This is a genomic window from Paenibacillus maysiensis (assembly GCF_000520815.1).
Classification (GTDB): domain Bacteria; phylum Bacillota; class Bacilli; order Paenibacillales; family Paenibacillaceae; genus Paenibacillus; species Paenibacillus maysiensis.
Window position 1 is genome coordinate 39149 of the sequence record NZ_ASRY01000285.1, and the last position, 25398, is coordinate 64546.

A 25398-nucleotide genomic window follows, 5' to 3' on the forward strand; every position below is an offset into this window, starting at 1 on the left:
TGGACAGCATCAGGCTGTCAGCCCCTTTAATCGTTATTTTTCCCCGTTCCACAGCTTGAGCCGATTTTGGATCAGTCCGGTGTAGATTTCTTCAGCCTTCGGCACACCTGCCTGATCCAGCTCTTGGAGCATGCGGTCATAGACAGCATCAAATTGATCCGGTTTGGCGAGTACGGCTTCGGGAATCCGTTTGCGCACAATATCCTGCGACTTCTGATAAATAACATTGTAGTTCGTATTGGTCGGCACAGGCATGTTGTAGGCGGCGCCCCATTCTTTTACCGGAAAATCCTTCTCGTTCGGGAACAGGTCCTTCCACGTTCGAGCATTGTAGGCTTGCAAGGATTTTTTTTCGGCTGGGCTGTAATTTTCGGTAATCATCTCCGGATAGTTCGTCGTATAGTAGTTGCCGGAAGGGTCCTTGATGCCGTCACCGTAATGCGGCCCCCACATCCAGTACAAACCGATGCCTGACTCTCTCGTAAAAGCGGAATTATCGGTGTTTTTACGTTGCTGCACATCGGCCGGAATAACTCGTTTGCCGTTCTCTACATTGTAATGCTGGCCTTCGATTCCCCAGTTGCGCAAAATTTGTCCTTCGTCGGAGGCCAGAAAATCCAGAAACTTGATGGCACGCACGGGATTTTTGCACGAGGTTGTAATTCCGATCCCGTATGCAGCATCAAAGCCGAGTGGCTGGAGGGAATGATCCTCATATTTCTCGCTTAACGTGACTGGAAAATGCGCGTAGGTAAATTCATCCTTGCCCGACGCTTTGAGTGCGTTTTCGGCATCCTGATAGTTCCATTCCTGATCGATGAGTCCAATCACACGACCTGCGGCGATTTTGGACTTGTATTGATCGCTTTTTTGCACAAAAGTGTCCTTATCCAGCAGTCCTTCGTTGTACATGTGATTCAGCCAGCGAAAATATTCCCGTTCCTCCGGGCGTTTGTAGTGGAGAATGGCTTTATGCGTCTTGGGGTCGATATAATACTCTCCATCATCCGGTCCGCCTGTAGCGGTAACTGCCGGATTGGTTACAGTAATTTGAATTTTCCAATCTTCGGCGTCAAGGGAGAGGGGGATGGTAGGCTGACCGTTAGTGGTGGGGTATTTGGCGACATAGTCCTTGAGCGCTTTTTCAAAATCCTGAACAGTGCGAATTTTCGGATAACCGAGCTTCTCAAGTGCCTGATGCTGGATTTCGAACCCGGTTTGTGCGTCAAATGCGATGTGATCTACGCCCAAATTGGTTGGGATCGTATAGATGGCAGGGTCGTCATGGCTATATTTAATACGGTTAAAATAGTCTCCGTACACTTTCTTGATATTGGGGCCGTATTTGTCAATCAGGTCGGTTAAGTCAATGAGTGCCCCGGCATCGACCAGCTTACCGACATCATTTTTGGGATAGACCAGATCAGGATACTCTCCGCTGGCAGCCATCAGAGCAAACTTTTCCTCACTCCGGCCATTGACGGCATGCTCCCCGTTCAGTGTGACGCCCGTTTTTTTGATGATTTCCTGCCCGACTGCATCCTTCATATTATTCCAGTTGGAGCTGGCGTCACCACCAAAAAAAGTAAGTGTGACAGGGCTGGTGTCATCGGGATTTTCCTTTTCTGCCGTACCGCCCGTTCCATTCGCGCAGCCCGTTGTCACGAGCAGCAGCAAAGCCAGGAGCAGGATGGAGCCTTGTCGTACCGACCTGTTTTTGAACATCTGCAAAATCCCCCTTTATAAGTATGATTCACATAATGTAAGTGCTTTCAATAGTAAATTGTAGGAAATAGCGAACCTGCCGTCAAGTTATTTCTGTTGATTTGTTATGTGTTTGTTTTTTTATTATGCAAACATATTTTGGTGGATGGTGTGGATTTGTGCAAATCTATCGTTTGATGATCTAAAACAAAGTGTGCTACGATGATACCAGTTTATTGGCACGCCCATGTATTGGAAAGGCAGAGGCAGAAAAAAGATTCCGAATAGGGTTGGGTGAGAAGATGCGTGGAAAAGTAACGTTGCAGGAAATTGCGGATGCGGCGGGCGTTTCAAAGTTCGCTGTTTCGCGTGCATTGTCCGGCAAGCCCGGAGTAAGTGAGGAGACGAGGGCAGTGTTGGTCAAGCTGGCTGCCCAGATGGGCTATTTTCGCAATCATCCAAAGACAACGGGGGTGGAACCTCGGGACACGGATGCCGGGGAATGGTCGGGAACTGTGCTGGTGTTATTTCCGAATATACGGCACCAGAACAGAGAATCCAGGTATTGGGGCCCTGTATTTGAAGGTATTTCCGAGCGTCTGAACCGAAAAGGGATGAACATGCTCACGTTAACGGAGCCTTCGACAGAGGATATGTTTTCTTTGCTGAATCCGGAGGCGATCACGGGCATTATCACGGTGGGGTCCATTTCCACTTCAATATTGCTGAATATTTATCGGATGAGCATCCCGGTCGTCATGGTGGATCATTGGGATTCTGCATTTTTAAGCGATACGGTGTTCACGGATAACCGAACGTGCATGGGTGAACTCATGAGAAATGTGTTGTGCAGAGGCTATACCCGCTTTCAATTTGTCGGAAATATCGACGATGCTCACAGTTTCTATGAACGTTGGGAAGCTTTTCGCTCCGCACTGGAGCTTGGAGGAATATCCTTAAAGCAAAACAGAGCTTTGCTACATATGGGAGCGCAGGAGCTTGCCGAGGAATTGGACAAGCTGACCGAGGATGAATTGCCGGAGATGTTTGTATGTGTGAATGATGTGACTGCCGGGCAAGTGGTGGATGCGCTCAAACAAAAGGGAATTGACGTCCCAAGGCGCTGTGGAGTGACTGGTTTTGACGATACGAGCGAGCAGATGCCGATTTATGCGACGGTGAGAGTGGATAAGGAACTGCTGGGCATGCGTGCGGTGGATCAATTGCTATGGCGCATAACCAACCCGGATTCGCCTGTCGAGAAAAAGCTGTTACATGCAGATCTGGTCGTGCGGGAAGGGTATGCGCCGCGGCTCAGTCAGGGTAACGATGAACATGAACACCCAATCAGCACAATCAAATATAGTTGACGTCCAGATATAGATGATCGAGCTCCGTACACGGGGGAAGATAAAAAGTCGCTTTTTAGCCTTTTGGGGCGAGGCGACTTTTCTTTGTTGTTTTTCGATTTGTTTTGTCACAAAAAACGATTTGACTATTTTGTTAGCTTAATGTTATTTTTGTTATGTTTATAGAGGAGTCCAGATGTTCCCAATCATCCTTACAGGGAGGCTTGCGACGATGTTCAATGTGACAGGATTGGATAACTGGAGGTTTAGGAACGCATCAGGTGATGAGTGGCTTAGCGCGAAAGTACCGGGATGTGTGCATACGGATCTTTTACGACATGGCAAAATTCCTGATCCTTTTATCGGAACGAACGAGGCAGAGGTACAATGGATTGACAAACAGGACTGGGTATACGAAGCCTGTTTTGAAATGAATGCGGAACAGCTTCAGTGCCCATGTGTAGAACTGGTGCTGGAGGGCTTGGACACGTATGCGGAGGTAAAAGTGAACGGGCATCCCGTTTTGTCAGCCAACAATATGTTTCGGATGTGGAGACGGGATGTGAAGGCATGGATTCAGCAGGGGGAGAATCGGCTGGAAATCGTGTTCCGTTCTCCGGTAGCTGAGGATCTGCCCAAGCTGGAGCAACTGGGTTACGCTCTTCCCGCGCCAAATGATCAGTCCGAAGCAGGGGGGCTGACAGACAAAAAGGTAAGCGTTTTCGCACGTAAGGCTCCTTACCACTACGGCTGGGATTGGGGACCGAGGCTGGTGACAAGCGGCATTTGGAGACAGGTAAGGGTGGAGGCATGGTCTGGTCTGATTGTAAGAGACTTGTTTATCCGGCAGGATGAAATCAGTGCAGACGGAGCCAGACTCACGGCTGTGGCAGAGATCGAAAATGCGGGTGAGATCAGGGAAGCCGATCTTCGTATTTCCGCTGACGGGAGGGAGTGGTCGAAGCCTGTTCGTTTGTTGAAGGGAAGGCAAACGCAAACGGTGGAGCTGGAGTTGTATATGGAGCAGCCAAAGCTGTGGTGGTGCCAGGGGCTGGGAGAGCCGCATCTATATACGTTTGCAGCCGAGCTTGTGGAGCGGGATGAAGGAGCTGTCATCGCGGAAAAAACGGTAAAGACGGGCTTGCGTTCCATTCGTCTTGTGCGTGAACGGGATGCCAAGGGAGAGAGCTTTTATTTTGAGCTGAACGGGGTTCCGGTGTTTGCGAAGGGAGCCAGCCATATTCCGAATGATAGCTTTACCACGGAAGTGACACGGGAGAGGTATCGACACGAGATTGCCAGCGCTGCTGCCTCTCATATGAATATGCTGCGGGTCTGGGGCGGTGGTATTTATGAGGAAGACATATTTTATGAGCTTTGTGACGAATACGGTTTATTGATATGGCAGGATTTTATGTTTGCGTGCAGCATGTACCCGGGAGATCAGGCTTTTTTGGACAATGTGGCAAAGGAAGCGGAGGACAACATCAAGCGTCTGCGCAATCATCCATGTATCGCTTTATGGTGCGGCAATAATGAGATTGATTCGGCTTGGGCGCATTATGAGGAGAACGGGGGCTGGGGCTGGAAAAAGGATTATACGCCAGCGCAGCGGGAGCGCTTGTGGTCTGATTATGAGACGCTCTTTCACCGAATTTTACCGGAAGTGGTACACATCTGGTCCCCGCAGACGGCATATTGGCCCTCGTCTCCACTGATCGGCCTGTCTGGTGACCGAAATCAGCATGCTCATCCGTCTTCGACGGCGGGGGATGTTCATTACTGGGGCGTATGGCACACATCTGAGCCGTTTGAAAATTACCATGTGCATGTGGGCCGTTTTATGAGTGAATATGGCTTTCAATCCTTTCCCGAATACAAGTCCGTGCGCTTCTATGCAGAAGAGAATGAGCTGGAGCTGGAATCAACAGTAATGCTGGCGCATCAGAAGAACGGGGCAGGCAATCGCCTGATTAAAGAATATATGGAACGGTACATGCGGGAGCCGAAGGATTTTAAAGCTTTTCTTCCCATGAGTCAGGTTTTACAGGCGGAAGCGATGAAAATGGCCATCGAGGCGCATCGGCGTCGCAAGCCTTACTGCATGGGCACATTGTATTGGCAAATGAATGATTGCTGGCCCGTTGCCTCCTGGTCGAGTATGGACTATTTTGGTCGCTGGAAGGCGCTGCAATATACGGCTAAGCGCAGCTTTGCCGATGTACTGCTGAGCGTAGCGGATACGGAGCAGGGTAATAAGGAGCTGCATATTGTCAACGATACGCTAAAACCTGTTCAGGGCACGCTGCGGCTGACGCTTTTGCATATTCGGGGTAGTAAGGCCATCCGTGAAGAGGATATTCAGGTAGAGCAGCAAGCTAATGCAGCGGGGCTGGTACATATATTGCTTGCCGACAAATGGCTGAATGGACAGAACCCTGCGGAGCATATGCTGGTCGCACGTCTGATAGAGAACGGTGAACAGGTGGCTTCCTGTGAAGTTTATTTTGCTGATACCAAAGAGATGGATTTGCCACAGCCGAATATTGAAGTGATAGAAGTACAGGGAAGCGGAGGAAGCCGCTTTAACCTTCGCTCGGATGTACTGGCGAGGCATGTATGGCTGTCAGCGGAGCAGGAAGGCATTTTCAGCGATAATCATCTGGATCTGGCTCCTGGTATTCCGAAAACGGTGGAATTTTTGGCTCTGGGCAGGGGGGATTCGGGCTTTGAGACAGCTTCGCCGGGCAAGCTGACGGTATGTTCATTGGTAGATTGGATACAAGGTTAGAGAACAGCTTAGGTTTATCCGTACTTCATTTAGGCGGATAAGCCCTTTTTGCTGTATAAATGATTTTGTGATGATATGTATAGCGTTTTCATTATGTTAATATATTTAACAGAAATGAGTTTTTGAATTGAATATCAACGGATATTTGTGAGAAATCTATCTATTCAGCCTCTAATTTTGGTAGAATAGGTTCAAAGTATAATCAAGACCGCATTAAAGCTGACATCACGAGTATGCTTATTGTTGAACGAAGCTCTATAAAGAGGGTCATGGAAGCATTAGGCGGCAGGAGGGATATGATGAGAAAGAGCTGGTACAGGAGATTGCTTTTTTCCTATTTCCCGATTTTTATGTTGACCGTGTCCATTCTCATTTTTTTATCCTTCCTGATCGTGAATGAGATATCACGTAATGAGACGGGGAAGGCGAATCGGATCACGACCGGATTTGTGATGGACAGTGTGGAAAAGTCGCTGACGAAGGTAGAAATGGACGTATTAAGCGAGGCGGAAACCAATAAGAGCTACAGCTACTTTTTAAATGGACAGGCGCAGAGTGGCAGCACGATGTTGTATGGACTGGCAGGAAGCTTGCGTGCGCTCAAGGATAATCATGAATTGGTACATTCCATTTATATTTACAGGATGAAGGATCAAAAGGTACTAACCAGGAGCGGCCTTCAGGATGCCAAGACATTTGGCGATTATCCGTATATCGAGCAGGCACTGCGGTCTGAGGATCGGCAGTGGTCACCTGTGCGGGAATGGAAGGAGCCGGGCAAACATACGTCAGATCGTGTGATTTCGATGCATAAGCGGCTTCCGTTGCCGTTCGGGGGACAAGGGCTGCTGGTAATCAATATCGGTGTGTATCCGTTGGAGCAAATGATTGGTCAAATGACGAATCCGGCGGTTTCTTATCTGGTGATTAAGGATGGCGAAGGGCATACGATCTACCCGGCTGCATCCGACGCAGGAGGAGCTGTAAAAGAGGAAGACGGACAGCAATTGACTCATTTGCCGTCGGCTAGACTAGGCTGGAGCTTCGAAAGTGGCATTCGTGCCGGGCAACTGTTCGAGTGGGTGTCTGTCATTTCTTACGTTTGGATTGTGCTCGGGCTGGCTGTTGTCGTCTTGGCAGTAGTTTACATTATCTATGTAACACGCAGAAATTACCGACCGATTCAACTGATGATGCAGCGCATTCAACAATTGCCGGGCAGTCCTGATGAGGGAACCAACAAGGATGAGCTGTGGATGATTGATCACGCGCTGCAAAGTCTGATTCGGCAAACGGTCGATTATGAACAGCAAGAGTATGCGAATGTACTTATTCGGCGACGGCAATTGTTCCTTGATCTGATGGAAGGTACAACCATGGAAACGGCCACAGTGCGTTTGGATAATCTGTCTCCTTTTGTGGACGATACTCAGAGAGAGGCTATCCGTGTCTACGCTGTCATGGTGGTAGAACTGCATGATCTGGAACTGGAGCAGCCGTACACAACCGAAGGACCACAAGCGGGCAACAGAAGTTCGAATGAGCATGGAAGTGAAGATCAACGTCTGAGCCTGTCGTTGCTGGGTGTGATGCAGGAGCTTGCAGCCACTTATGGTTGGCAGGGCTGGGCAGAATGGATGAGCCGCGAAAGAATTGCCATTTTGCTAAGAAAAGAGGATGATGACGGGGAAGGGTTGCTGGCTGTGAAGCTGCAGGAGATGGCGCAAACGGGCTGCGAGTGGCTACAGGGCCATCTGGGTGTACAGCTCACCATCGGAATTGGCGGTCAAACTCACGAGTTGGAGTATATTAAGGATTCCTATCGGGCGGCTGTTTCTGCCCTTCGGTATCGGTTAACGCTCGGGGTGCACGATATTGTGATTAGTGACCAGGTTCCGCAGGACAATGAAATTCCGTTATATACGTATCTGCCGCTGATTTCGGAGACCATCCGTTCTTTTCGGTTGGCCAGCCATGATTGGCGTGGACGGTTGGAAGGTCTATTCGCATCGATGGAAACGGACAAGTTGAAGGATGGGGATATTTTAACCGTGATTCAGTGGCTACAAGAGCTGCTGGAACGGGAAATGCGCGAGATGAAGGACGTGTCGGGTGCGCTGGATCGTTATTTTAACGGGCCGGAGGCGGAGAGATGGAGATTTGAGGTAGAGTCTGCTCCTTCGCTGGCCCTGATGCACACTCTGCTGCTGGAGCACATGACCACCGTGTACCGTACTTATGTTGCAGCCAGTGAAACCAAGAGCTATCGGGCTATGGTCAGTGAGATGAAACAATATATTGAAGAGCATTATACGAATCCGGATTTATCTTTGAATCATTTGAGCGAACGTTTTGATGTGTCGCCTAAATATGCCAGTCATTTGTTTAAAACCGAGTTTGATATGAAATTCGTGGATTTTTTGACCCGGTTGCGTATGAACCATGCCCAGCAAATGCTGTGTAACACTACAGAGACGGTTCAGCACATTGCAACCCAGGTCGGTTATGCCAATTCGATTACCTTTGGACGGGTGTTTAAGCGTGTGGTTGGTGTCACGCCGGGAGATTATCGCAAGCTGAGATTGAAGCCGGAAGATTCATCATTAACAGGGGGAGCGCTTTAGGCGCTCGCCTTTTTAGCATTTTATTCGTTAAAAGGCGGGCAGACGGTGTCGGTTTATGGAGCGGAATTTAGTTTATTGCGGCACAGGAGGACAAATGCGATACTTATGTCCATATCTTGAACCTACAGGGCGTCAACGGCCGATGTATTGGCAGGCATGAGGGCGAACCGGAATGACGGAGGATGGGCTATGGCGGACATAGATGTACAAAAGCAATATGGGGATGAGCCGAAGGCTTCCGGCTGGGCGGCAGGCATTGATGTCGGCGGGACGAAGACGCTGATCTGTATCGGTACAGCGGAACGGAAAGTGGTGGTGAGGCATAGAATTCCGACGGTGCATACGAAGGATGCAGCCTTTTTCTTTGAAAGTCTGTTCGGGGAGCTGGAAAGCTGTCTGGAGCAGGAAGGCTTGACGCTAGAGCAATTACAAGGAATCGGGATCGGCTTTCCCGGTGTGGTAGATAACGATAGCGGCAGGATCACTCACGCCCCGGCGCTCCAATGGAGCATGCACGACAGTGCACATGACAGTGGTACGCATGGCGGTATACGATCTGTCGTTGGACAGCGCTATAGCGGACGCTTGGTGCTGGATAATGATGTAAATATGGCTGCGTTGGGAGAGCAATGGCTGGGCGCAGCGCGGGGATTACGTCATGTACTGATGGTAACGGTAGGCACAGGCATTGGAAGTGGTCTTATTTTGAACGGGGAGCTATACAAGGGAGCCGCAGGCGGAGCTGGGGAAATGGCCTACTGGATTGCAGGTGAAGAACAGGCGCGGCAAGCGGCAGAGCGAAGAGGGACGGACGAGTTCGGTGTGTTCGAATCTTTAACGTCGGGTACGGCAATAACACACAGTGTAAAATCGGCGCTTGCGTCCGGCATACCAGGTACGCACATGGTACGGCTGGCGGATGGCCAACGGGACCATGTTGGGGCGCGACATGTTCTGCAAGCGGCAGCCGAAGGTGATGTGGAAGCACAGACGATTCTGGAGCCTGCGCTGGCTTATATGGCGATGGCTCTGACGAATGTGATCAGCTTGCTGAACCCGGAAATGATCGTTGTAGGCGGCGGTGTGGCTGAAGGGAGCACGTATTATTTGGATGAAATTCGGCAAAGAGTAGCCTTATGGACGGACATTCCTTGTACCATTGTACCTGCTGGGCTGGGTAATGAAGCCGGGGCCATCGGAGCGCTGGCGACGATTCTGGGCAGCGCGGTACGCTAAACAACAGGGAGGATTCCAGATGGTTGGCTCACAAATGCTGAAGCTGCGAGGCTTTTATTTGTTTATTGGTTTAGCAGGGGGGATGTTTAACCCGTATTTGACCTTATTGCTGGTTCAGAACGGGTTGACGAGTACCAGTGTTGGTGCGCTGATGGCGATCGGTACGCTGGTATCCATTCTGGTTCAGCCAATATGGGGAATTATTGTGGATCAATACCGTCAAATGCGGCTGGTGCTTATTTTGAGTGTAGCGGTCCCAGGGGTCATAGCGGTATGTTATCAGTCGGAGCATTTTGTGCTGATGGCGCTTGTCTATTCGATCATGGCTATATTCACGGCAACACAGGCGCCGATCGCTGATTCTTATGCGATCGTGACAGCAAAAAAGGTAGGGGCGACCTACGGCAGCATACGATTTATGGCGAGTATAGGTAACGCGGTGGGCGGTTATGCCGGGGGGCTGTTCGTGTCGCTTCTATCGGTGTCCCTGATTTGGGTGCCTTTTTTGGTACTGAACGGTCTTGCGGCCTTGACGGCACTGGCGCTTCCGAAAAATACGGAGGAAGATCTGGCGTTGCGCAAATCGTTTTCTGACGGTATCGGTCAATTAATCCGTAACAGGACGTTTTTAATATTTTTGGGTGGCAGCTTTTTGGTGAATCAGACGTTGACCGCATTTAACACCTATTTTGTACTGGCTTTTAAAATGTCGGGAGGACCTACGGGGTTGGTCGGGGTTGCTCTGCTGGTTGCTTCCATTACGAATGTGCCCTCCATGCTGCTGGCTTCCCGGGTGATTCGCAGGATTGGGCTGGAGAGAACCCTTTTGCTAGGGGCTGTAGCCTATATGCTGCGCTGGGGAGTTCAACTGGCATTTCCTGATCCTGCGGTTATGATTGCTGTGCAGGTGTTGCACGGGCTGTCGTTTGGATTTTTCTACATTGCGGCCGTTGAATATGTATCGCATGTGACGGAGAAGGATATGCAGGCCACCGGACAAAGCGTGTTCAATATGGTATTCGCCGGACTGGCGGGCATTGTAGGTAATCTGTTGAATGGATACCTCCTTCATGCCGGGGGACCGCAGCTTATGAACCTGGCTTGTCTGATCAGCGCGACCTTAGGTGCGTTAATGATGGTTTATGTATCACGCAGCCGTAAGGATGGGAAGACGGGGAAGGTGCGCAAGTTATCCATGAGTCTTCCATCAGAGGCTTCGGCGCAGGAGTAGTATAGTGAAGCTACTGCATCGTTAAAACTTAACAAAACACAGAGAGCATCCTAACCCTGATGAGAGGGAGGATGCTTTTTTTGCGTAAAAGCAACTTTTAAGTTACTTGATATGACAATATACCTAACATGATTTGAACAGAGAAAATAGTTTATTCGCAGGAAAATAGTGATCTTTTATAAAAGTAAGCGTTTTATCATATTTGGTAATCGCTTTCATCTAAACTGTTTATGATCGGGAAACTAGTTTATTGTCAGTTTTCCTACGGTCATGTCATACTAAGGCACATCCCGGACCCACAAGGGACAGACACATGCCGATGCATGATATGCCATAACCTTCTGATAAGAAGAGGGGCGAACGGGAAAAGCAGACAAAGGGGTGTTCAGGAATGAGAGGAAATAAGGCTGGAGGAACTTTGAAGAAGCTGCGTCTGCTGCTTGCAGCTACGGTTGCACTGTCGGTTGTATTGAGTGGATGCTCGTCGGGTGAGGCGGACAAAAATTCGACGGCTACCGGAGACAAGGGTGGTTCATTGAAGGTTGAAATTTTTGATAGAGGCAACACACCTCAAGGCTACACCATTACTGACAGCTATTTAACCCGTTATGCAAAAGAGAACTTTGGCAAACCCAACAATATTGATCTATCGTATGTGCCTGTTCAGCGCTCGGAAGAGGTCACCAAGCTGAATGTCCTGATGGCGAGCGGCGGCGATGTACCTGATATCGTATTCACTTACGATTCCGGCACTTTTGAGCGGTACGCAGAGCAAGGTGGGCTGACAGATTTGACTCCGCTACTGAATGAGTATGGCCCGAATCTCAAAAAATTCCTCGGTGAAGATACGCTGAGCTACGGTCAGGTGGAAGGCAAGCAGTTCGCCATTCCGGGTAAGCGTACTATTTTAGGGAAATATTCTTCCTTCATACGCCAGGATTGGCTCGATACACTGAAAATGCCTGTCCCTAAAACGACAGACGAATTATATAACACGCTCAAAGCGTTCAAGGAAAAAGACCCCGGCAAGACCGGCGGCAAGGTGGTTCCACTGGGTATGACGATGGAGCCGGGACAATATGATTCGCTGCTGTGGTCTTTTATCAAGCCGGTGACGGATGAGCAGAAATATACGCTGACTCAAAAGCTGGGTTCCCGTGATTATCCGATCCTGCTACCTGGATTCAAGGATGGAGTTCAGTTTATGAACAAGCTTTACAATGAAGATCTGATCAGCAAGGACTTCGGTCTGGATAAGGATAAAAAACAACTGACTCAGGATATTCAAAGCGGTAATACCGGCTTTTTCAGTGAAGATTACGACAACATTTTTTACAACGACTCCGCTTATGCAAACCTGTTGGCCAACCAGCCGAAAGCCAAGCTGACTCCGATGGACCCGTACACCAACAGCGAGGGCAAGCATGCCAAGCCGGAATTTGCATCCAATGGCCTGTACATTATGGTACCTAAATCCAGTGAGCATGCGATTGAGGCGATTAAGTACCTTGATTGGATGTCTTCCGAGAAGGTGCTACTCGATATGCAGAACGGTGTAGAGGGTGAAAATTATACCTTGAAGGACGGAATCCCGGTTGCCAAGGAAAATCCGACACAAGAAGCACAGGACCGTATCTATAATCAGGGCGATGTGGTTATCGTTGCGAACGGCAAAATTGCAGGCGATGATGAGAAAAACAAGGAAGCCTTTATTCTGGGCATGCCGTCTCAGTTCCAGGAGGATGTACGTAAAGCGATGGATATTTCCAACACGGATACCGTGCCTCCGCTGAAATTTGACCATCCGATCAAATCCGAATCCAAATACAGCAACTCGCTACTGGACAAGTTTGATGAAATGGTTGTCAAATCGGTGATGGCACCATCGGCACAATTTGATGCGACCTTTGAAGCGGCATTGAAGGATTATATGGCAAGCGGCGGTCAAGCGATACTGGATGAGCGCACAGAGGCTTACAAGGCCATGACAGGCAAGTAAGAAGGCGGAACGTAAAGGAGGAGACAGCGCATGAAAGGGAACGTTTACTTCCGCAGATATTGGCAATTATACGCGTTGCTTGTGCTGCCCTTGATCTACTTTATTGTATTCAAATATGGCCCGATGTGGGGCGTGCAGATTGCATTTAAGGATTTCAACTTTTTTCAGGGAATTACCGGAAGTGAATGGATCGGGTTTGACGCGTTTCGGGAAGTATTTCGCATGGACGATTTCTATAGAACACTGCGCAATACCATCGTGCTGAATTTGCTGGATCTGCTGGTTTCTTTTCCGGCACCTTTAATCTTGGCGATTTTGCTTTATGAAATGAAAGTGGTCTGGTTCAAGAAGCTGTCGCAAACGATTTTGTACATTCCCCATTTTATTTCGTGGGTGATTATCGGCGGGATTGTGTACCAGGTATTTGGTACGCAGTCCGGCATGATCAACAATGTGCTGACCTCGCTCGGATTTCAGGCGTTTCCTTTTTTGACGGATAAAAATGATTGGGTGATCACCTATCTGCTTACGGGTGTGTGGCAAAGTGCAGGCTGGGGAACGATTTTGTACCTGGCTGCACTGACCGGAATTAACCGGGAGTTGTTCGAGGCCGCTGAGGTGGATGGTGCAGGGCGCATGAAACGAATTTGGCATATTACGATCCCAGGTATGAAAACGACGATTGCTACGCTGCTCATCATTAATCTGGGCAATATGATCACCATTGGCTTTGATCGTCCTTATGTTATTGGCAACGTGGCGGTTCGGGACTATTCCGATGTACTAAGTACGTTTGTATATCGTATTGGAATGGAATCCGGGCAATATACGCTGGCAACGGTGGTGGGGCTGTTTCAGGCGGTGGTCGGTCTGATCTTCGTACTGGGCGCGAACTATGCTTCCAAGAAGCTGACGGATGAAAGTATTTTGTAAGTGGTAAAGGAGCTGACACCTGATGAGTGAACGTACTGCGAACCGCACCTTTGATATTGTAACCACCCTATTGGTGGCTGTGGCTGTACTGCTGTGTTTGGCCCCGTTTATTCATATTTTGTCTATTTCTTTCAGCTCAAACCGGGCTATTACGTCCGGAGAAGTTACCTTGTTCCCGGTTGAGTTCAATCTGAAGGCGTACGGGAAGGTTTTCTCCGATTTGAGCATGATTCGTTCGCTCGGGTTTACGGTCATGCTGACTGTGATCACGACGGTGCTGAGTATGCTGATGACAGTGATAGCTGCATATCCGTTAACGAAGAAAAATTTAAAGGGCCGCAAAACGATTATGTTTATGATTGTGGTGACGATGTTTTTCAGTGGCGGCATCATTCCAGAATACATTCTGGTGCGCGATTTGCATTTGCTGAATAATATGTGGTCCCTTATTTTACCCGGTCTGATCAGTCCGTTTTATCTGATTATTCTGATTTCCTTCTTTAACGGAATTCCAGAGAGTCTGGGGGAAGCGGCAGAGATTGACGGCAGCAGCCAATTCGGCACTTTGATTCGGATTGTGCTTCCGCTATCCCTGCCTGTGCTGGCGACATTAAGTCTGTTTTATGGTGTGGGGCGCTGGAATGGGTTTCAGGATACGCTGATGTATATTCAAAACCCGGATTTATTCCCGTTGCAGCTCAAGCTGTATCAAATGATTCAAAATAACATGGTGTCCGAGCTGTCGAGGCTGGAAGGAGCAAGCGGTGCGAGAATTACACCTGAAGGGCTGAAGGCGGCGAGTGTTATTTTCGCAACGGTTCCGATCCTGCTTGTTTATCCGTGGCTGCAAAGATATTTTGTCAGCGGCGTGATGCTTGGAGCGGTGAAAGGATGATGACGATGAAGGCGAAGGGGGAATACTCCTTTTCCACCTGTTGGAATATAAAAAGGCATACAGTCGGCCGAGAGCTTGTGGAGGAAATCCGTGAGCTGGGTTTTGGCCGGGTGGAGCTGAATTATAACATTACCCGGGAAATGCTGATGACGATTGAGCCTATGATTGAGCGGGGAGAAATCGGCATATCGAGTGTGCATAATACGTTTCCTCACACGCCTGACCCGGATTACGGTACGGATTCCGTTCTGCTCGGGTTTGATGATGAGACGAAGCGAAAACGCGCGATAGAGCTGCTGGTACAATCTGCGGAATATGCGCATCGATATGGTGCAAAGGCGGTGGTTGTGCATCCCGGAGAGGTTCCGTTTCCTTACGATATCAGCGGCGAGCTGGAAGTGATTTACCGTGAGCAGGGCAGGGATTCGGCTGCTTATCAAGCGTTGTGGACACAAATGCTGGAGCGGCGGAATGCGCTGAGTGGGCATTATGTACAGCGTATCCGCGACAGTCTGGAAGAGGTGTGTGACCGTATCGCCTCCAAGGGCTATGATGTAGCAATTGGTATCGAAACTCGTTCACGCTGTTATCAGATGCCTACCTTACAGGAGGCCAAGACGATCATAGACGATTTGAAGGGCGCACCCGTGTATCTATGGTATGACATTGGACACGGCATGATCATGGACCGGATGGGATTGTACGATAATGCCAAGGAAGCCAATGAAATGATCGACTATATTCTCGGTGTCCACATCCATGAAACGATAGGATTATCCGATCATTGGTGCCCTTATATTCATAGCGGCGATTTGGAATTCTTCGATCGTTTCGTTCAGATCATCCGGCAGGCGCCGATCAAGGTGTATGAGCTGAAAGCGGCTTGCCAGCCGGAGGACATTGAACGTAGCCATGAGTTGCTGACAAGCAAGATAGCGAAACTTCAGATGCAAGGATGATCAACGATTATGCATATCACAGGGGCTGAGGGAATGTACAGTAAAATCGTAGCGGTCAACGATGCCTGGGTGAAACCGGGCATGGATCATCAGGTGCTGGATGCTGACAGCCGTTATTACGGCGGGGTGACCGATGATGAGAACGGGATTGCCTGGCCTAATCATTCGGTCGGCACTCCTGCGGCAATGGCAATCTGGGCGGCCGCGCTTGTCAATCCGGATTCCACCTATTACCGGAATGAGGATGTGCTGATCCGGCTGGAGCTGGCGGCGCAGTACATGCTGCATGTACAGCATGAGGACGGCTCTATTTCGCCGGGCTGGACCAATTTTCACTCGCCGCCGGATACGGCGTTCGTGGTGGTGGGCTACACTCAGGTCTACCAGTTGCTGATCGGTGACGATTGGCTGGAGCTGCGCCGGGTGACTGACGCGATCCGCCTATTTCTGAAGCGGACGATTCCGGTCATGCTGACCGGGGGGTGCCATACGCCGAATCATCGCTGGGTGCTGTGCGCTGCTCTGGGCTTCCTGCACGAGCTGTTTGATCTGCCCGAGGCGCTCGCCCGGGCCGGTATGTGGCTGGCAGAAGGGCTGGACGAAACGCCGGATGGCGAATGGACGGAGCGTAGCAACGGAATTTATAATGCCGTCAGCGATATTATGCTGATTCATGCCGCCCGTTTATTGAAGCTGCCGGAGCTGCTGGAGCCGGTGCGGCGCAATTTGCACATGATGGTGTACCTTGTCCATCCCGATGGGGAAGTGGTCACAGAGTATTCGGGAAGACAGGACTTTGGCGTGATGATGAATTTATCCTCCTATCTTCTCCCGTATGCCATGCTGGCTACCGAGGATGAGGATACTATATTCGAAGCGATGGCTGTCGCCGCTGTTCAAGTAACGGATCATCCGGGTGGTGCTCCGATTAATGCGGCTGTGCGCTTTTTGCTGGAGCCACGTTTGCAAACCCGCAAACTACCGTCAGCTGCATTACCTGTCACCTATAACAAGCTGCTGAACGGAGGTTTTCCGAGGGCTGACTATCTGAGCCGGATGGATGAGGCAGGGCATCATCAGCACATTTATCACAGCAGGCTGCATACGGACTTTGGCGCTCCGGTTGCTCGATATCGGCAGAAGGATACCAGCGCGACACTCATGACTGAGGCTTCGTCGTTCCTGTCGTTGCGGCATGGAGATGCACGTCTGCTGGCGGTTCAGGCAGCTTCGTATTTCTCGCCAGGCTTCGTGCCTATGCAGGAGCTGACTGCGCATGAAACCGGATGGGCCCTATCGGGTCAGCAGGCCAAAGGCTACTACGGGCCTGTTGCAGCGGCTGATCTGCCGCCCACCTCGCAGGAGGAAATTAGTCCGTGGTATTTGCTCCCGCACCACAAACGGCCACTTACCCATGAACAGAAGCATGAAATCCGGGTGGATGTGGATCGTCAGGAGGATGTGTGGACGCTTCGTTTTCGCTCAGAAGGCCCGGTGGATTGTATGACACAGATTTTATTTGTTTTTGGACGTGAAGGGAAATTCACTTGCGGGGAATACAGGCTGGTTAATGGAGCGGTGCAATGCTGGACTGGGGGGATGGCGCGCTATGAATCGGGAAATGCATGGTTTGAGCTGACAGGAACAGCGATGGAGCATTCGGCTACCTCGGTTCGGGGGGCTGCTCACCCTGCGGATTGTCACACATTGCTGGTCAATTGGATGGCTCCGTTCGATCAGACGATCACGATCCGTATGTCTCCTTTGCCTGTGAGTGAAGTTTGAGGTACGATGAGCACCTGTTTCCGGGGATGAGGTCAGTCTCGGAAACAGGTGCTTTTTGGTGTCTTGAGCCATGCTGAATGGAGCGCTTCCATTGAGCTTGAAGCGATTGTGGTGTACACTGTCCAGAACAGGTGTAAATTGGAACGTCAGGAAGGATGGACGGTTGCAAAGGAGGGAAAGACACTTATGTATGCCCGTTTAAGATCGTTGAATTATCCTGTAAAAGGGTATGTTTTTATTGTATTGGCCGTATGCTCAGTGATAAGCACCTTGTGGATCATTAACGTGCGGCTGCCCTCGGGAGGCCGCCCTTATCTTTTTATTTGGTGGAATATGATGCTGGCCTGGATTCCGATGCTTTTAACGCTGCTGCTTGATGTGATTTATAGTTCCTGGCGGCGGGGAACGAGGACATTTTTGCTCTGGATAACGGGAGCGGTATGGTTCTTTTTTTATCCCAACACACCGTATTTAATCACAGATTTGCTGCATGTGTTCGCGAGATATCCTTTTCTCGGGGAGCAACGCTTTTGGGGAGAGCCGTATTTCTGGAATCATGTACTGGGGATGCTGTTGGTCGCTGTCCTGGGGCTGACGATGGGATTTGTATCGCTCGAATCTGTGCGACAGCTGGTACAGCGTGCACGCGGCGGGTTTGTAAGCTGGCTGTTTGTGCTGGCTGTACTGCTGCTAAGTAGCTTGGGCATTTATATCGGCCGTTTCTTTCGGGGGAACACATGGGATATTATATCTGCGCCTTCCCAGTTATATACGCAGGTGTCCTCCATATGGGCAGATACCCTGCAGCGTGCTCATTTTGTGGAGTTTAGCGGTATGGTATTTGCTATTTTGTTCATTAGCTATGTATCCACGATGTGCGTGGTTTGGATCGGCAACAGCCGTCGGGATGAATGGCGTAATTGGTAATGTCAATAAGACCAAGTGGCTGAGTAGCTTCATAAGCTTGAATAGAAAGGAGGAATAGAGACAATGAACGGACAGAACCGATCAGATATTCGCGCAGGGCTTCAGGTGGATATTGTGCTTAAAAAAGATCAGCCTACCGGCAAGCTGACGCGAGGAACGGTGAAGGATATTTTGACCAATTCTCCGCGTCATCCGCATGGAATTAAAGTGCGTTTGGCAGACGGACAGGTTGGGCGTGTCAAACATATCGTAACCAATGAAGGATAGAGACTGCGGGTTGAGGGGGAATGACGTATAAATCAGGCAACGGCAAGGTCGAAACATGATCGCTATCCGTTTGTTTTGCTTGTATTACTGGTGCTTGCTCTCATCTGGTCCTTTATCCATCCGGCGGATCATTTTACCTGGGTACTGGAAGTTCTCCCGGCGATTGTGGGAGCTGTACTGCTGGTGGCGGTTTACCGCCAATTCCGGTTTACGAATCTGGTGTATACCCTGATGTGGCTGCATGCGCTCATTCTGATTGTCGGCGGGCATTATACCTATGCGGAAATGCCCCTGTTCAACTGGATTCGGGATACCTTCGGGCTGGAGCGTAATTATTACGACCGACTTGGGCACTTTGCGCAAGGCTTTGTGCCTGCCCTTATGGTCAGAGAAGTGCTGCTGCGCAAAACGACCTTGGGAAGCGGAGGTTGGCTGACCTTTCTCACGGTTAGCGTATGCCTTGCGATTAGTGCTACATATGAGCTGATTGAGTTTGCCGTAGCCAAGGCGACTGGAACGGCCGCAGAAGCCTTTTTGGGAACCCAAGGGGATATATGGGATACCCAATGGGATATGCTTCTTGCTTTGATTGGTGCCCTGACAGCCGTGATTCTGTTAAGCGGAGTACATAACAAGCTGCTGAAACAGCTAAGGCATTAGCGGGTTACTTTCTATTGGAGATTATAGCTGGACGATATAAAGTTGTAATGGTAGTGGAGGGTGGTTGCAGAATGCGTGCTAAAGCATTTTCTAACCACCCTTTGATGTATCCTGAGATCCTCGGAACATCCAATAGTAGACGAGGGAGGACAAAATATAGAACACACCTGTCATGCTGAACGTGATGGCATAGCCCCAGTAATTGCCGTAGGTCGTAATCAGATAGGCTTGTACAGGTCCCATGCCTGCGGTTCCGAGCATCCAGATCGTCTGGAGAATCGAGTTGGCAATGCCCCGGTTCTTATCCGATACACGTTCCACCAGAATGGCGGTTTGCAGCGGATTGGCCGCATTCATCAACGCTTGCCTGAACAGAAAGCTGATGGAAGCAATCCAGAGGACATTGGTGAAGCCGGTAATCAGAAGAAACGGGAGCGAGAGCAGTTGAAAGCCCACGACAGCCTTGACCAGTCCGATCCGGCTGCCAAGCGTAGGACCGATCAGCATGGAGAGGATAGTCATGAGCTGACCGAGAGCAATCAGCAAACTCATCGCGCTGAGCGATACGGAAAAGCGGTTCGTAAAATATAAATTGAGATACGGGATGACTAGACCTGAGCCCAACCCGAGAAAAAACTGGGCAAGAACAAATTGTCCGATAACCCGGGTATCGGAAGCAGCAGGAGCAGGTGTTACTGGTAAAGCGGGCGTGGATTCCGCCGTATCCGCTGTTACCGGCTCAGGTGTCGATTTGGCAAGGTGCACATTTTCTTCGACGTGAGAGGCTTTTGTCATGAACAATAGAGGAATAAAAGCGGTCAGTGTTGCCGTTCCTCCGAGAAACAGGGCGACCCGCAGACTGGAAAGCTGTGTGATCCCCGACGTTTGCAGTCCATCCGCAAGCACACCACCGCCAAAGCTCCCTATGACCTGTGCCGCGAGTACAAGAGCCGAGTAATAGCTGAATATCTTCAAGCGCTGAGCTTTGCTAATGCTTTCCGCCAAAAAGGGTACAGCCAGCACCTGAATAAAGGCGGCAAATACACCCGAAACGACGGCGAAAACCAGCATACTGCCACTGGTATCCGTAAAGGTACGGATGAGAAAGGCAACACCGCTGAATAGCGCTCCGATGACCAGCATGTGTTTGCGGCTCGTCCGATCCCCTAAAAAACCGACCGGAATAAACAGTAAGGCTGTAGCCAGCGCCTGCATGCTCACCACCCGGCCATTCATGTCATCCCCGAAGCCAAGCCCCTGGATATACAGGTTATACAGTACGGAAAACATCCCCGTACCCATCTGGTACAGCAGATTGGCGATAAAAAACAATCGGATATTACGCGGCCACTTTCGAGGCTCGTCTAACATTTTGCTAATCCATGACACGATGCGATCCTCCTGTGACGTTGATGCAGATAAGTTGATGCTGTTGATATGTATTCTAGCAGGATCTGTGCATTCCATAAATATTCCTTGTCTCCGATTTTTTTTGGGTAATAATAAAGCATAGACTTTGTCTTGAAATTTCATTATAGTAATTCGGTATAAATAAATTTGAAGGGTAAGCAGGAGGGATGGCTTTGGCTTTTGGAGCACGGGTGTTAAAAACGGGAATCGCAGTGACGCTCGCCCTTTTTTTGAGCACGCTCTTGAATACCCATTCGCCTGTGGGGGCAGCGATAGCCGCTATTTTTGCCATGCAACCGTCGATATACAGGTCGTGGCGTTATTTTCTGGATCAACTCCAAACAAGCACACTGGGTGCAATCATGGCATTGCTGGGCGGGATGGTATTTTCAAATGAACCGATTGCGGTCGGATTAGTATGTGTACTGGTACTAATGATATGTCTGAAATTAAATATGGCTGATACGGTAGGTTTGACACTCGTTACCGTTGTTTCTGTAATGGAAGCTTCCGGTGACTGGAAATTTGCGGTGACCCGTTTTGTGCTCACCTTAATCGGGATTGTTTCTGCTTTTGTCATTAATGTTACTGTTTTTCCCCCGAAACCGAAAAGGCAGTTTATCAATCAGATTCAAAGTGTATTTAACAGTATGTCCTTGCTGCTGCGAACCGCCATTTCCGATGAGATTAAGGAGTCTGTCTTTAAAGAGGAAAAAGGCAATCTGGAGGGAGCCATAAAATCGCTATCGGATAAATATCATTTGTTCGAGGAAGAGCAGAAGAAGCTCAAGCGCTCCCGGTTCAGTCAGACGAGGCAGATGGTGGTATACAAGCAAATGCTCGGAAGTTTGCACAAAGGATATGAGGTACTGGACGCGGTGGAAAGGCACTACTTCCAGTCCTTACGACCGAAGGGTACGGATGCATTTTTTGATAGTCATCTGGAGCTGCTGATCCGGTTCCATGAACATGCGCTGCTAAAATTCGAGGATAAGCTGAAACCGAACGAGGAAGAAAGCGAAATGTTCCAGCAGGCGAACGGCGAATTTATGAAGCATGCGATTACCCGTTTTGACCACTGTCAGGAAGGAATGCTAAGACTGTCGATTGTGGCTGCCGCGATGTATGACTATGGTCATCAACTGGAGCGGTTGAGCAGATTGGCGGATCATATTCATCCTGTGGAAGAGAGCAAGTAGCGAATGTATCAAAAAGCAAAAAGCGGTCGTATTCATCTATACAGATGGACGACCGCTTTTTGCGTATATAAAAAGACATAAAAAAAGCCCGCTGGTTGCGAACAGGGGTTGAACTTGCTACAATAGAGGATGCTATGTTTATGGTAAAGCCATGAATTTAAATTCGTTAATTACACTTCTTATCGCATTATAGCATGTTTCAAAGTGTAAGTCAATTTTCCCGGATCAGAGGGATGCCAAGGGTATACCCAGGTCCATAATAGAACATAGTTTAGCCCTGCGGTGGAGCAGGAGGAAACGGAACAGGAGTGATGCCAGTGACTACTGAGCAGCAATGGAATGAGGAACAACGGAGAGTAGAGGACGTGACTGCTGTCATTAGCGGGCGCATTCGAAAGCTGGAGACGGAGGTTGGCTCTGTACGCGGAGATGTCGTAGATATGCGTAAAGACTTTTGGGATGAGGTAACAATCAATTTCAGTGAGGCGGATGATGTGGGCGAGACCTCCACCAGCTTGCGTCAGCAATCTGAAATTTTGTCGGAACGAGAGCGCAGGCACAAGCATTCTACAGAGGCGCTAGGTCGTTTGAAAAAGCTGCTGGAATCACCGTATTTTGCACGTATTGATTTTGCTGAGGAAGGACAGCCAGCAGAGCGTGTTTATCTGGGGATCGCCTCCCTGCTGGATAATCAGGACGAGGAATTTCTGGTCTATGACTGGCGTGCGCCGATTTCCAATCTCTATTACGATAATATGCCGGGCCCCGCTTCCTATAAGACTCCGACAGGGGAAATGAAAGGAGAACTGACGCTCAAGCGCCAATTCTCGATCCGCGGTGGACAGATTCGTTTTATGTTCGATACAGGGGTAACGATTGGAGACGAGCTGCTACAGGCGGTGCTGAGCCGAAGCTCGGATGCTCAGATGAAAAGTATTGTGGCAACGATCCAAAGGGAGCAGAATCGCATCATTCGTGATGATCGAAGCCGTATGCTTATCGTACAGGGAGCGGCAGGAAGCGGCAAAACATCTGCTGCGCTCCAGAGAGTAGCCTATTTGCTGTATAAATACCGTGATCGCTTGCGCGCGGATCAGGTGGTGCTATTTTCGCCCAATCCGATGTTTAACAGCTACGTTTCGACGGTACTGCCCGAATTGGGTGAGGAAAACATGCTCCAGGCCACGCTTCAGGAGTATTTAGAGCGTCGGTTGGGCCGGGAGTTTCAACTGGAAGATCCCTTTGAGCAACTGGAATATGTACTTTCGGCATCGTCACAGCCGGGGTATGAGGCCAGAATGAAAGGTATCCGCTTTAAGTCTTCCAAGACGTTTTTACAAGCCATTACCGGATACAAGGCGTATTTGGAGCAGGAGGGTATGCGCTTTAAACCGATCCGGTTTCAAGGGCGCGAGGTGGTTCCATTGGAGGAAATGGTGCGCAAGTTTTATGGATTCGACTCTTCGGTAAGGCTGGCAAATCGGCTGGAGCTGCTAAGGGACTGGATGCTCAAGGAGTTGGCCCGTTTCGGTAAGGAGGAATGCTCTGCTCCATGGGTGGATCAGCAGATGGATCTGATGGAGCCCGAGGATTACCAGCGTGCTTATAATCGCATGCGGCGTAAATCCAAGAATAAGGGCCATACCTTCGACGATTTTACACGTGAACGGGAAATACTGGCGCGTATGGTGGTCAGTGACCGCTTGAAGCCTTTGCGTAAGTGGATCAAAGCGCTTCGTTTCGTAGACACGACCCGCTTATACGGCGAGCTGTTCCTGAATGAGACGCTACTGAGCCAGCTGGCCAATCACGCCGAGCTGCCTGATAGCTGGAGTGAAATCAGCCGTCAAACGCTGGAACGGATGCAGGCCGGGGAGCTGGCGTATGAGGATGTGACACCCTTTTTGTATCTGCGTGAGCTGATGTTGGGTTTTCGTTCCAATAGCCATATCCGTCATGTGTTTATTGATGAAGCGCAGGACTATTCACCGTTTCAACTGGCTTTTTTCAAGCGCTTGTTTCCGCAGGCTAAAATGACGGCGCTGGGCGATTTTAATCAGGCGATCTATGCGCATGCTTCGGTGCTTCAGGATGCGGAGCCTCTCTATGAGCTGTATGGAGCGGAACAGACCGAGATGATCTCCCTGACACGCAGCTACCGCTCGACTCAGGAAATTGTGGAGTTTACCCGGGGAATGGTGGCCGGAGGCGAGCATATTGTACCGTTTAACCGGAAGGGTGAGAAGCCACGTGTTACGGAGGTACATTCGCGTGAAACGCTGCATCGTCTGATCGTCGGAAACATCACGGAATTGCTGGCAGAAGGCTATGAATCCGTGGCAGTAATCTGCAAAAATGCCGGAGAAAGTGCGGCAGCTTATGAAGCGCTCGAAGGGCAGTTGCCCGTGAAGCCAAGGCTGATCAAGAAAACAACTCCGGCTTTTGAAAAGGGAATTCATATCATTCCGGCTTACCTGGCAAAAGGCGTGGAATTTGATGCGGTCCTGATCTATGACGGATCAGCGGAGCAATATCAGCGTGAAAGTGAGCGCAAGTTGTTCTACACGGCCTGTACACGGGCTATGCATTTGCTGCACATTTATACGATAGGCGAAATTACACCATTCGTGAGTTCGCAGGAATCGGATACGTATACCCGTAAAGTGGAAGAAAGTGATCCTGTTCTGTAAGACTGGCATAATTGTGCGTATTCCAGTAACATAAGCAAATAAGAAAAACAGGTAAGAAGCATAAACGGAGGTAACAAAACGTAATGGACATGAAGAGTGTATTTCAACGCCCGCCGCTGGCGGACTGTGTACCCGAGCTGGTAGCTACAGCCAGAGGGGAGCGCAAGGCATCGCTGGTTATCCGCGGAGGAACGCTGGTCAATGTGGTATCGGGCGAATTATTACCGGGAATGTCTATTGCTGTGCAGGGCTCCCGTATCGCATACGTCGGTCGGGACGTTAGCCATACCATCGGAGAAGACACTGTGATCATTGAAGCGGAAGGCCGCTATATGGCACCGGGATTACTGGACGGACATTGTCACATCGAAAGCACGCAGCTTACCGTAACGGAGTTTGCAAAAGCTGTGCTGCCGCTAGGCGTGACGGGCGGATTTTTTGACCCGCATGAGATTTCAAATGTGCTTGGTCTGAAAGGGCTTCGCCTGATGCTCGATGAAGCACGCACGACACCGCTGGCTGCCTACATGCAGGTGGCTTCTTGTGTTCCGTCCACAGGACCGGAACTGGAAACGACAGGGGCTTCCTTCGGCCCGGTGGAAGTCGCGGAAGCCTTACGCTGGGGCCCGGATATGATCGGGCTGGGCGAAGTCATGAATTTCCCTGGTGTCGTCTATGGAGACGATGTGATGATCGGGGAAATTCAGGCCACGCTGCGCGCGGGCAAAGTGGCGGGCGG

At 49.8% G+C, this 25398-nt stretch carries 18 protein-coding genes; 16 read left to right on the forward strand and 2 right to left on the reverse strand.

Going from position 1 to position 25398, the window contains the following annotated elements; genetic code table 11:
- Nucleotides 1-33: 33 nt before the first annotated feature.
- The gene (locus tag L696_RS0121545) at nt 34-1725 is read right to left on the reverse strand and encodes an ABC transporter substrate-binding protein (protein WP_025685485.1); all 1692 of its coding nucleotides are present in this window, start codon (nt 1723-1725) and stop codon (nt 34-36) included.
- 281 nt (nt 1726-2006) lie between these two features.
- Between L696_RS0121545 and L696_RS0121550 the strand changes: the two genes are divergently transcribed.
- The 13 genes from L696_RS0121550 to L696_RS0121610 all read left to right on the forward strand — a co-directional run bounded on the left by L696_RS0121550 (nt 2007) and on the right by L696_RS0121610 (nt 19360).
- The gene (locus tag L696_RS0121550) at nt 2007-3074 is read left to right on the forward strand and encodes a LacI family DNA-binding transcriptional regulator (RefSeq protein ID WP_025685486.1); all 1068 of its coding nucleotides are present in this window, start codon (nt 2007-2009) and stop codon (nt 3072-3074) included.
- A gap of 211 nt (nt 3075-3285) precedes the next feature.
- Nucleotides 3286-5844 (forward strand): beta-mannosidase, encoded by a 2559-nt coding sequence (locus L696_RS0121555; protein ID WP_025685487.1) that lies wholly within the window; start codon nt 3286-3288, stop codon nt 5842-5844.
- 299 nt (nt 5845-6143) lie between these two features.
- On the forward strand, nt 6144-8468 hold the full coding sequence (locus tag L696_RS0121560) for a helix-turn-helix domain-containing protein (protein ID WP_025685488.1): 2325 nt from the start codon (nt 6144-6146) through the stop codon (nt 8466-8468).
- A 189-nt stretch (nt 8469-8657) separates the two neighbouring features.
- Nucleotides 8658-9704 carry an ROK family protein gene (locus L696_RS0121565; RefSeq protein WP_025685489.1) on the forward strand — a complete coding sequence of 349 codons (1047 nt, stop codon included), beginning with the start codon at nt 8658-8660 and terminating at the stop codon, nt 9702-9704.
- A 19-nt stretch (nt 9705-9723) separates the two neighbouring features.
- Nucleotides 9724-10935, forward strand: coding sequence for an MFS transporter (locus L696_RS0121570; RefSeq protein ID WP_025685490.1), 1212 nt, complete (start codon nt 9724-9726; stop codon nt 10933-10935).
- Between the two features lie 391 nt (nt 10936-11326).
- A complete protein-coding gene (locus tag L696_RS0121575; protein ID WP_025685491.1) occupies nt 11327-12934 on the forward strand; it encodes an extracellular solute-binding protein in 1608 nt (535 codons plus the stop codon).
- 30 nt (nt 12935-12964) lie between these two features.
- Nucleotides 12965-13867, forward strand: a complete 903-nt coding sequence (locus L696_RS0121580; RefSeq protein ID WP_025685492.1) for an ABC transporter permease — start codon at nt 12965-12967, stop codon at nt 13865-13867.
- 22 nt (nt 13868-13889) lie between these two features.
- Nucleotides 13890-14762 carry a carbohydrate ABC transporter permease gene (locus L696_RS0121585; protein ID WP_025685493.1) on the forward strand — a complete coding sequence of 291 codons (873 nt, stop codon included), beginning with the start codon at nt 13890-13892 and terminating at the stop codon, nt 14760-14762.
- Nucleotides 14759-15721 carry a sugar phosphate isomerase/epimerase family protein gene (locus tag L696_RS0121590; protein ID WP_025685494.1) on the forward strand — a complete coding sequence of 321 codons (963 nt, stop codon included), beginning with the start codon at nt 14759-14761 and terminating at the stop codon, nt 15719-15721. Before L696_RS0121585 ends, L696_RS0121590 begins: the two co-directional genes overlap by 4 nt.
- Nucleotides 15722-15730: 9 nt before the next feature.
- On the forward strand, nt 15731-17506 hold the full coding sequence (locus L696_RS0121595) for a hypothetical protein (RefSeq protein ID WP_081750774.1): 1776 nt from the start codon (nt 15731-15733) through the stop codon (nt 17504-17506).
- 186 nt (nt 17507-17692) lie between these two features.
- Complete coding sequence (locus L696_RS0121600) at nt 17693-18433, forward strand: DUF1361 domain-containing protein (protein WP_025685496.1); 741 nt, start codon at nt 17693-17695, stop codon at nt 18431-18433.
- A 63-nt stretch (nt 18434-18496) separates the two neighbouring features.
- Nucleotides 18497-18700, forward strand: a complete 204-nt coding sequence (locus L696_RS0121605; protein WP_013309792.1) for a YwbE family protein — start codon at nt 18497-18499, stop codon at nt 18698-18700.
- 27 nt (nt 18701-18727) lie between these two features.
- Nucleotides 18728-19360, forward strand: coding sequence for a DUF2238 domain-containing protein (locus L696_RS0121610; protein WP_025685497.1), 633 nt, complete (start codon nt 18728-18730; stop codon nt 19358-19360).
- Nucleotides 19361-19450: 90 nt separating this feature from the next.
- On the opposite strand, the gene L696_RS0121615 is transcribed toward L696_RS0121610, so the two are convergent.
- On the reverse strand, nt 19451-20749 hold the full coding sequence (locus tag L696_RS0121615) for an MFS transporter (protein ID WP_025685498.1): 1299 nt from the start codon (nt 20747-20749) through the stop codon (nt 19451-19453).
- Between the two features lie 188 nt (nt 20750-20937).
- Here L696_RS0121615 and L696_RS0121620 point away from each other — a divergent pair, with 188 nt between their 5' ends.
- The 3 genes from L696_RS0121620 to L696_RS0121630 all read left to right on the forward strand — a co-directional run.
- Nucleotides 20938-21969: an FUSC family protein gene (locus tag L696_RS0121620; protein WP_209440992.1), complete on the forward strand. Its 1032-nt coding sequence runs from the start codon at nt 20938-20940 to the stop codon at nt 21967-21969.
- A 311-nt stretch (nt 21970-22280) separates the two neighbouring features.
- Complete coding sequence (helD, locus tag L696_RS0121625; protein WP_245233420.1) at nt 22281-24659, forward strand: RNA polymerase recycling motor HelD; 2379 nt, start codon at nt 22281-22283, stop codon at nt 24657-24659.
- Between the two features lie 83 nt (nt 24660-24742).
- A partial coding sequence (locus tag L696_RS0121630) for an amidohydrolase family protein (protein WP_025685501.1) occupies nt 24743-25398 on the forward strand: 656 nt, incomplete at its 3' end.

Coding starts and splice junctions, on each gene's coding strand:
- L696_RS0121545 (WP_025685485.1), bottom strand. CDS start 1,725: ATGTTCAAAAACAGGTCGGTACGACAAGGCTCCATCCTGCTCCTGGCT.
- L696_RS0121550 (WP_025685486.1), top strand. CDS start 2,007: ATGCGTGGAAAAGTAACGTTGCAGGAAATTGCGGATGCGGCGGGCGTT.
- L696_RS0121555 (WP_025685487.1), top strand. CDS start 3,286: ATGTTCAATGTGACAGGATTGGATAACTGGAGGTTTAGGAACGCATCA.
- L696_RS0121560 (WP_025685488.1), top strand. CDS start 6,144: ATGAGAAAGAGCTGGTACAGGAGATTGCTTTTTTCCTATTTCCCGATT.
- L696_RS0121565 (WP_025685489.1), top strand. CDS start 8,658: ATGGCGGACATAGATGTACAAAAGCAATATGGGGATGAGCCGAAGGCT.
- L696_RS0121570 (WP_025685490.1), top strand. CDS start 9,724: ATGGTTGGCTCACAAATGCTGAAGCTGCGAGGCTTTTATTTGTTTATT.
- L696_RS0121575 (WP_025685491.1), top strand. CDS start 11,327: ATGAGAGGAAATAAGGCTGGAGGAACTTTGAAGAAGCTGCGTCTGCTG.
- L696_RS0121580 (WP_025685492.1), top strand. CDS start 12,965: ATGAAAGGGAACGTTTACTTCCGCAGATATTGGCAATTATACGCGTTG.
- L696_RS0121585 (WP_025685493.1), top strand. CDS start 13,890: ATGAGTGAACGTACTGCGAACCGCACCTTTGATATTGTAACCACCCTA.
- L696_RS0121590 (WP_025685494.1), top strand. CDS start 14,759: ATGATGACGATGAAGGCGAAGGGGGAATACTCCTTTTCCACCTGTTGG.
- L696_RS0121595 (WP_081750774.1), top strand. CDS start 15,731: ATGCATATCACAGGGGCTGAGGGAATGTACAGTAAAATCGTAGCGGTC.
- L696_RS0121600 (WP_025685496.1), top strand. CDS start 17,693: ATGTATGCCCGTTTAAGATCGTTGAATTATCCTGTAAAAGGGTATGTT.
- L696_RS0121605 (WP_013309792.1), top strand. CDS start 18,497: ATGAACGGACAGAACCGATCAGATATTCGCGCAGGGCTTCAGGTGGAT.
- L696_RS0121620 (WP_209440992.1), top strand. CDS start 20,938: ATGGCTTTGGCTTTTGGAGCACGGGTGTTAAAAACGGGAATCGCAGTG.
- helD (WP_245233420.1), top strand. CDS start 22,281: ATGCCAGTGACTACTGAGCAGCAATGGAATGAGGAACAACGGAGAGTA.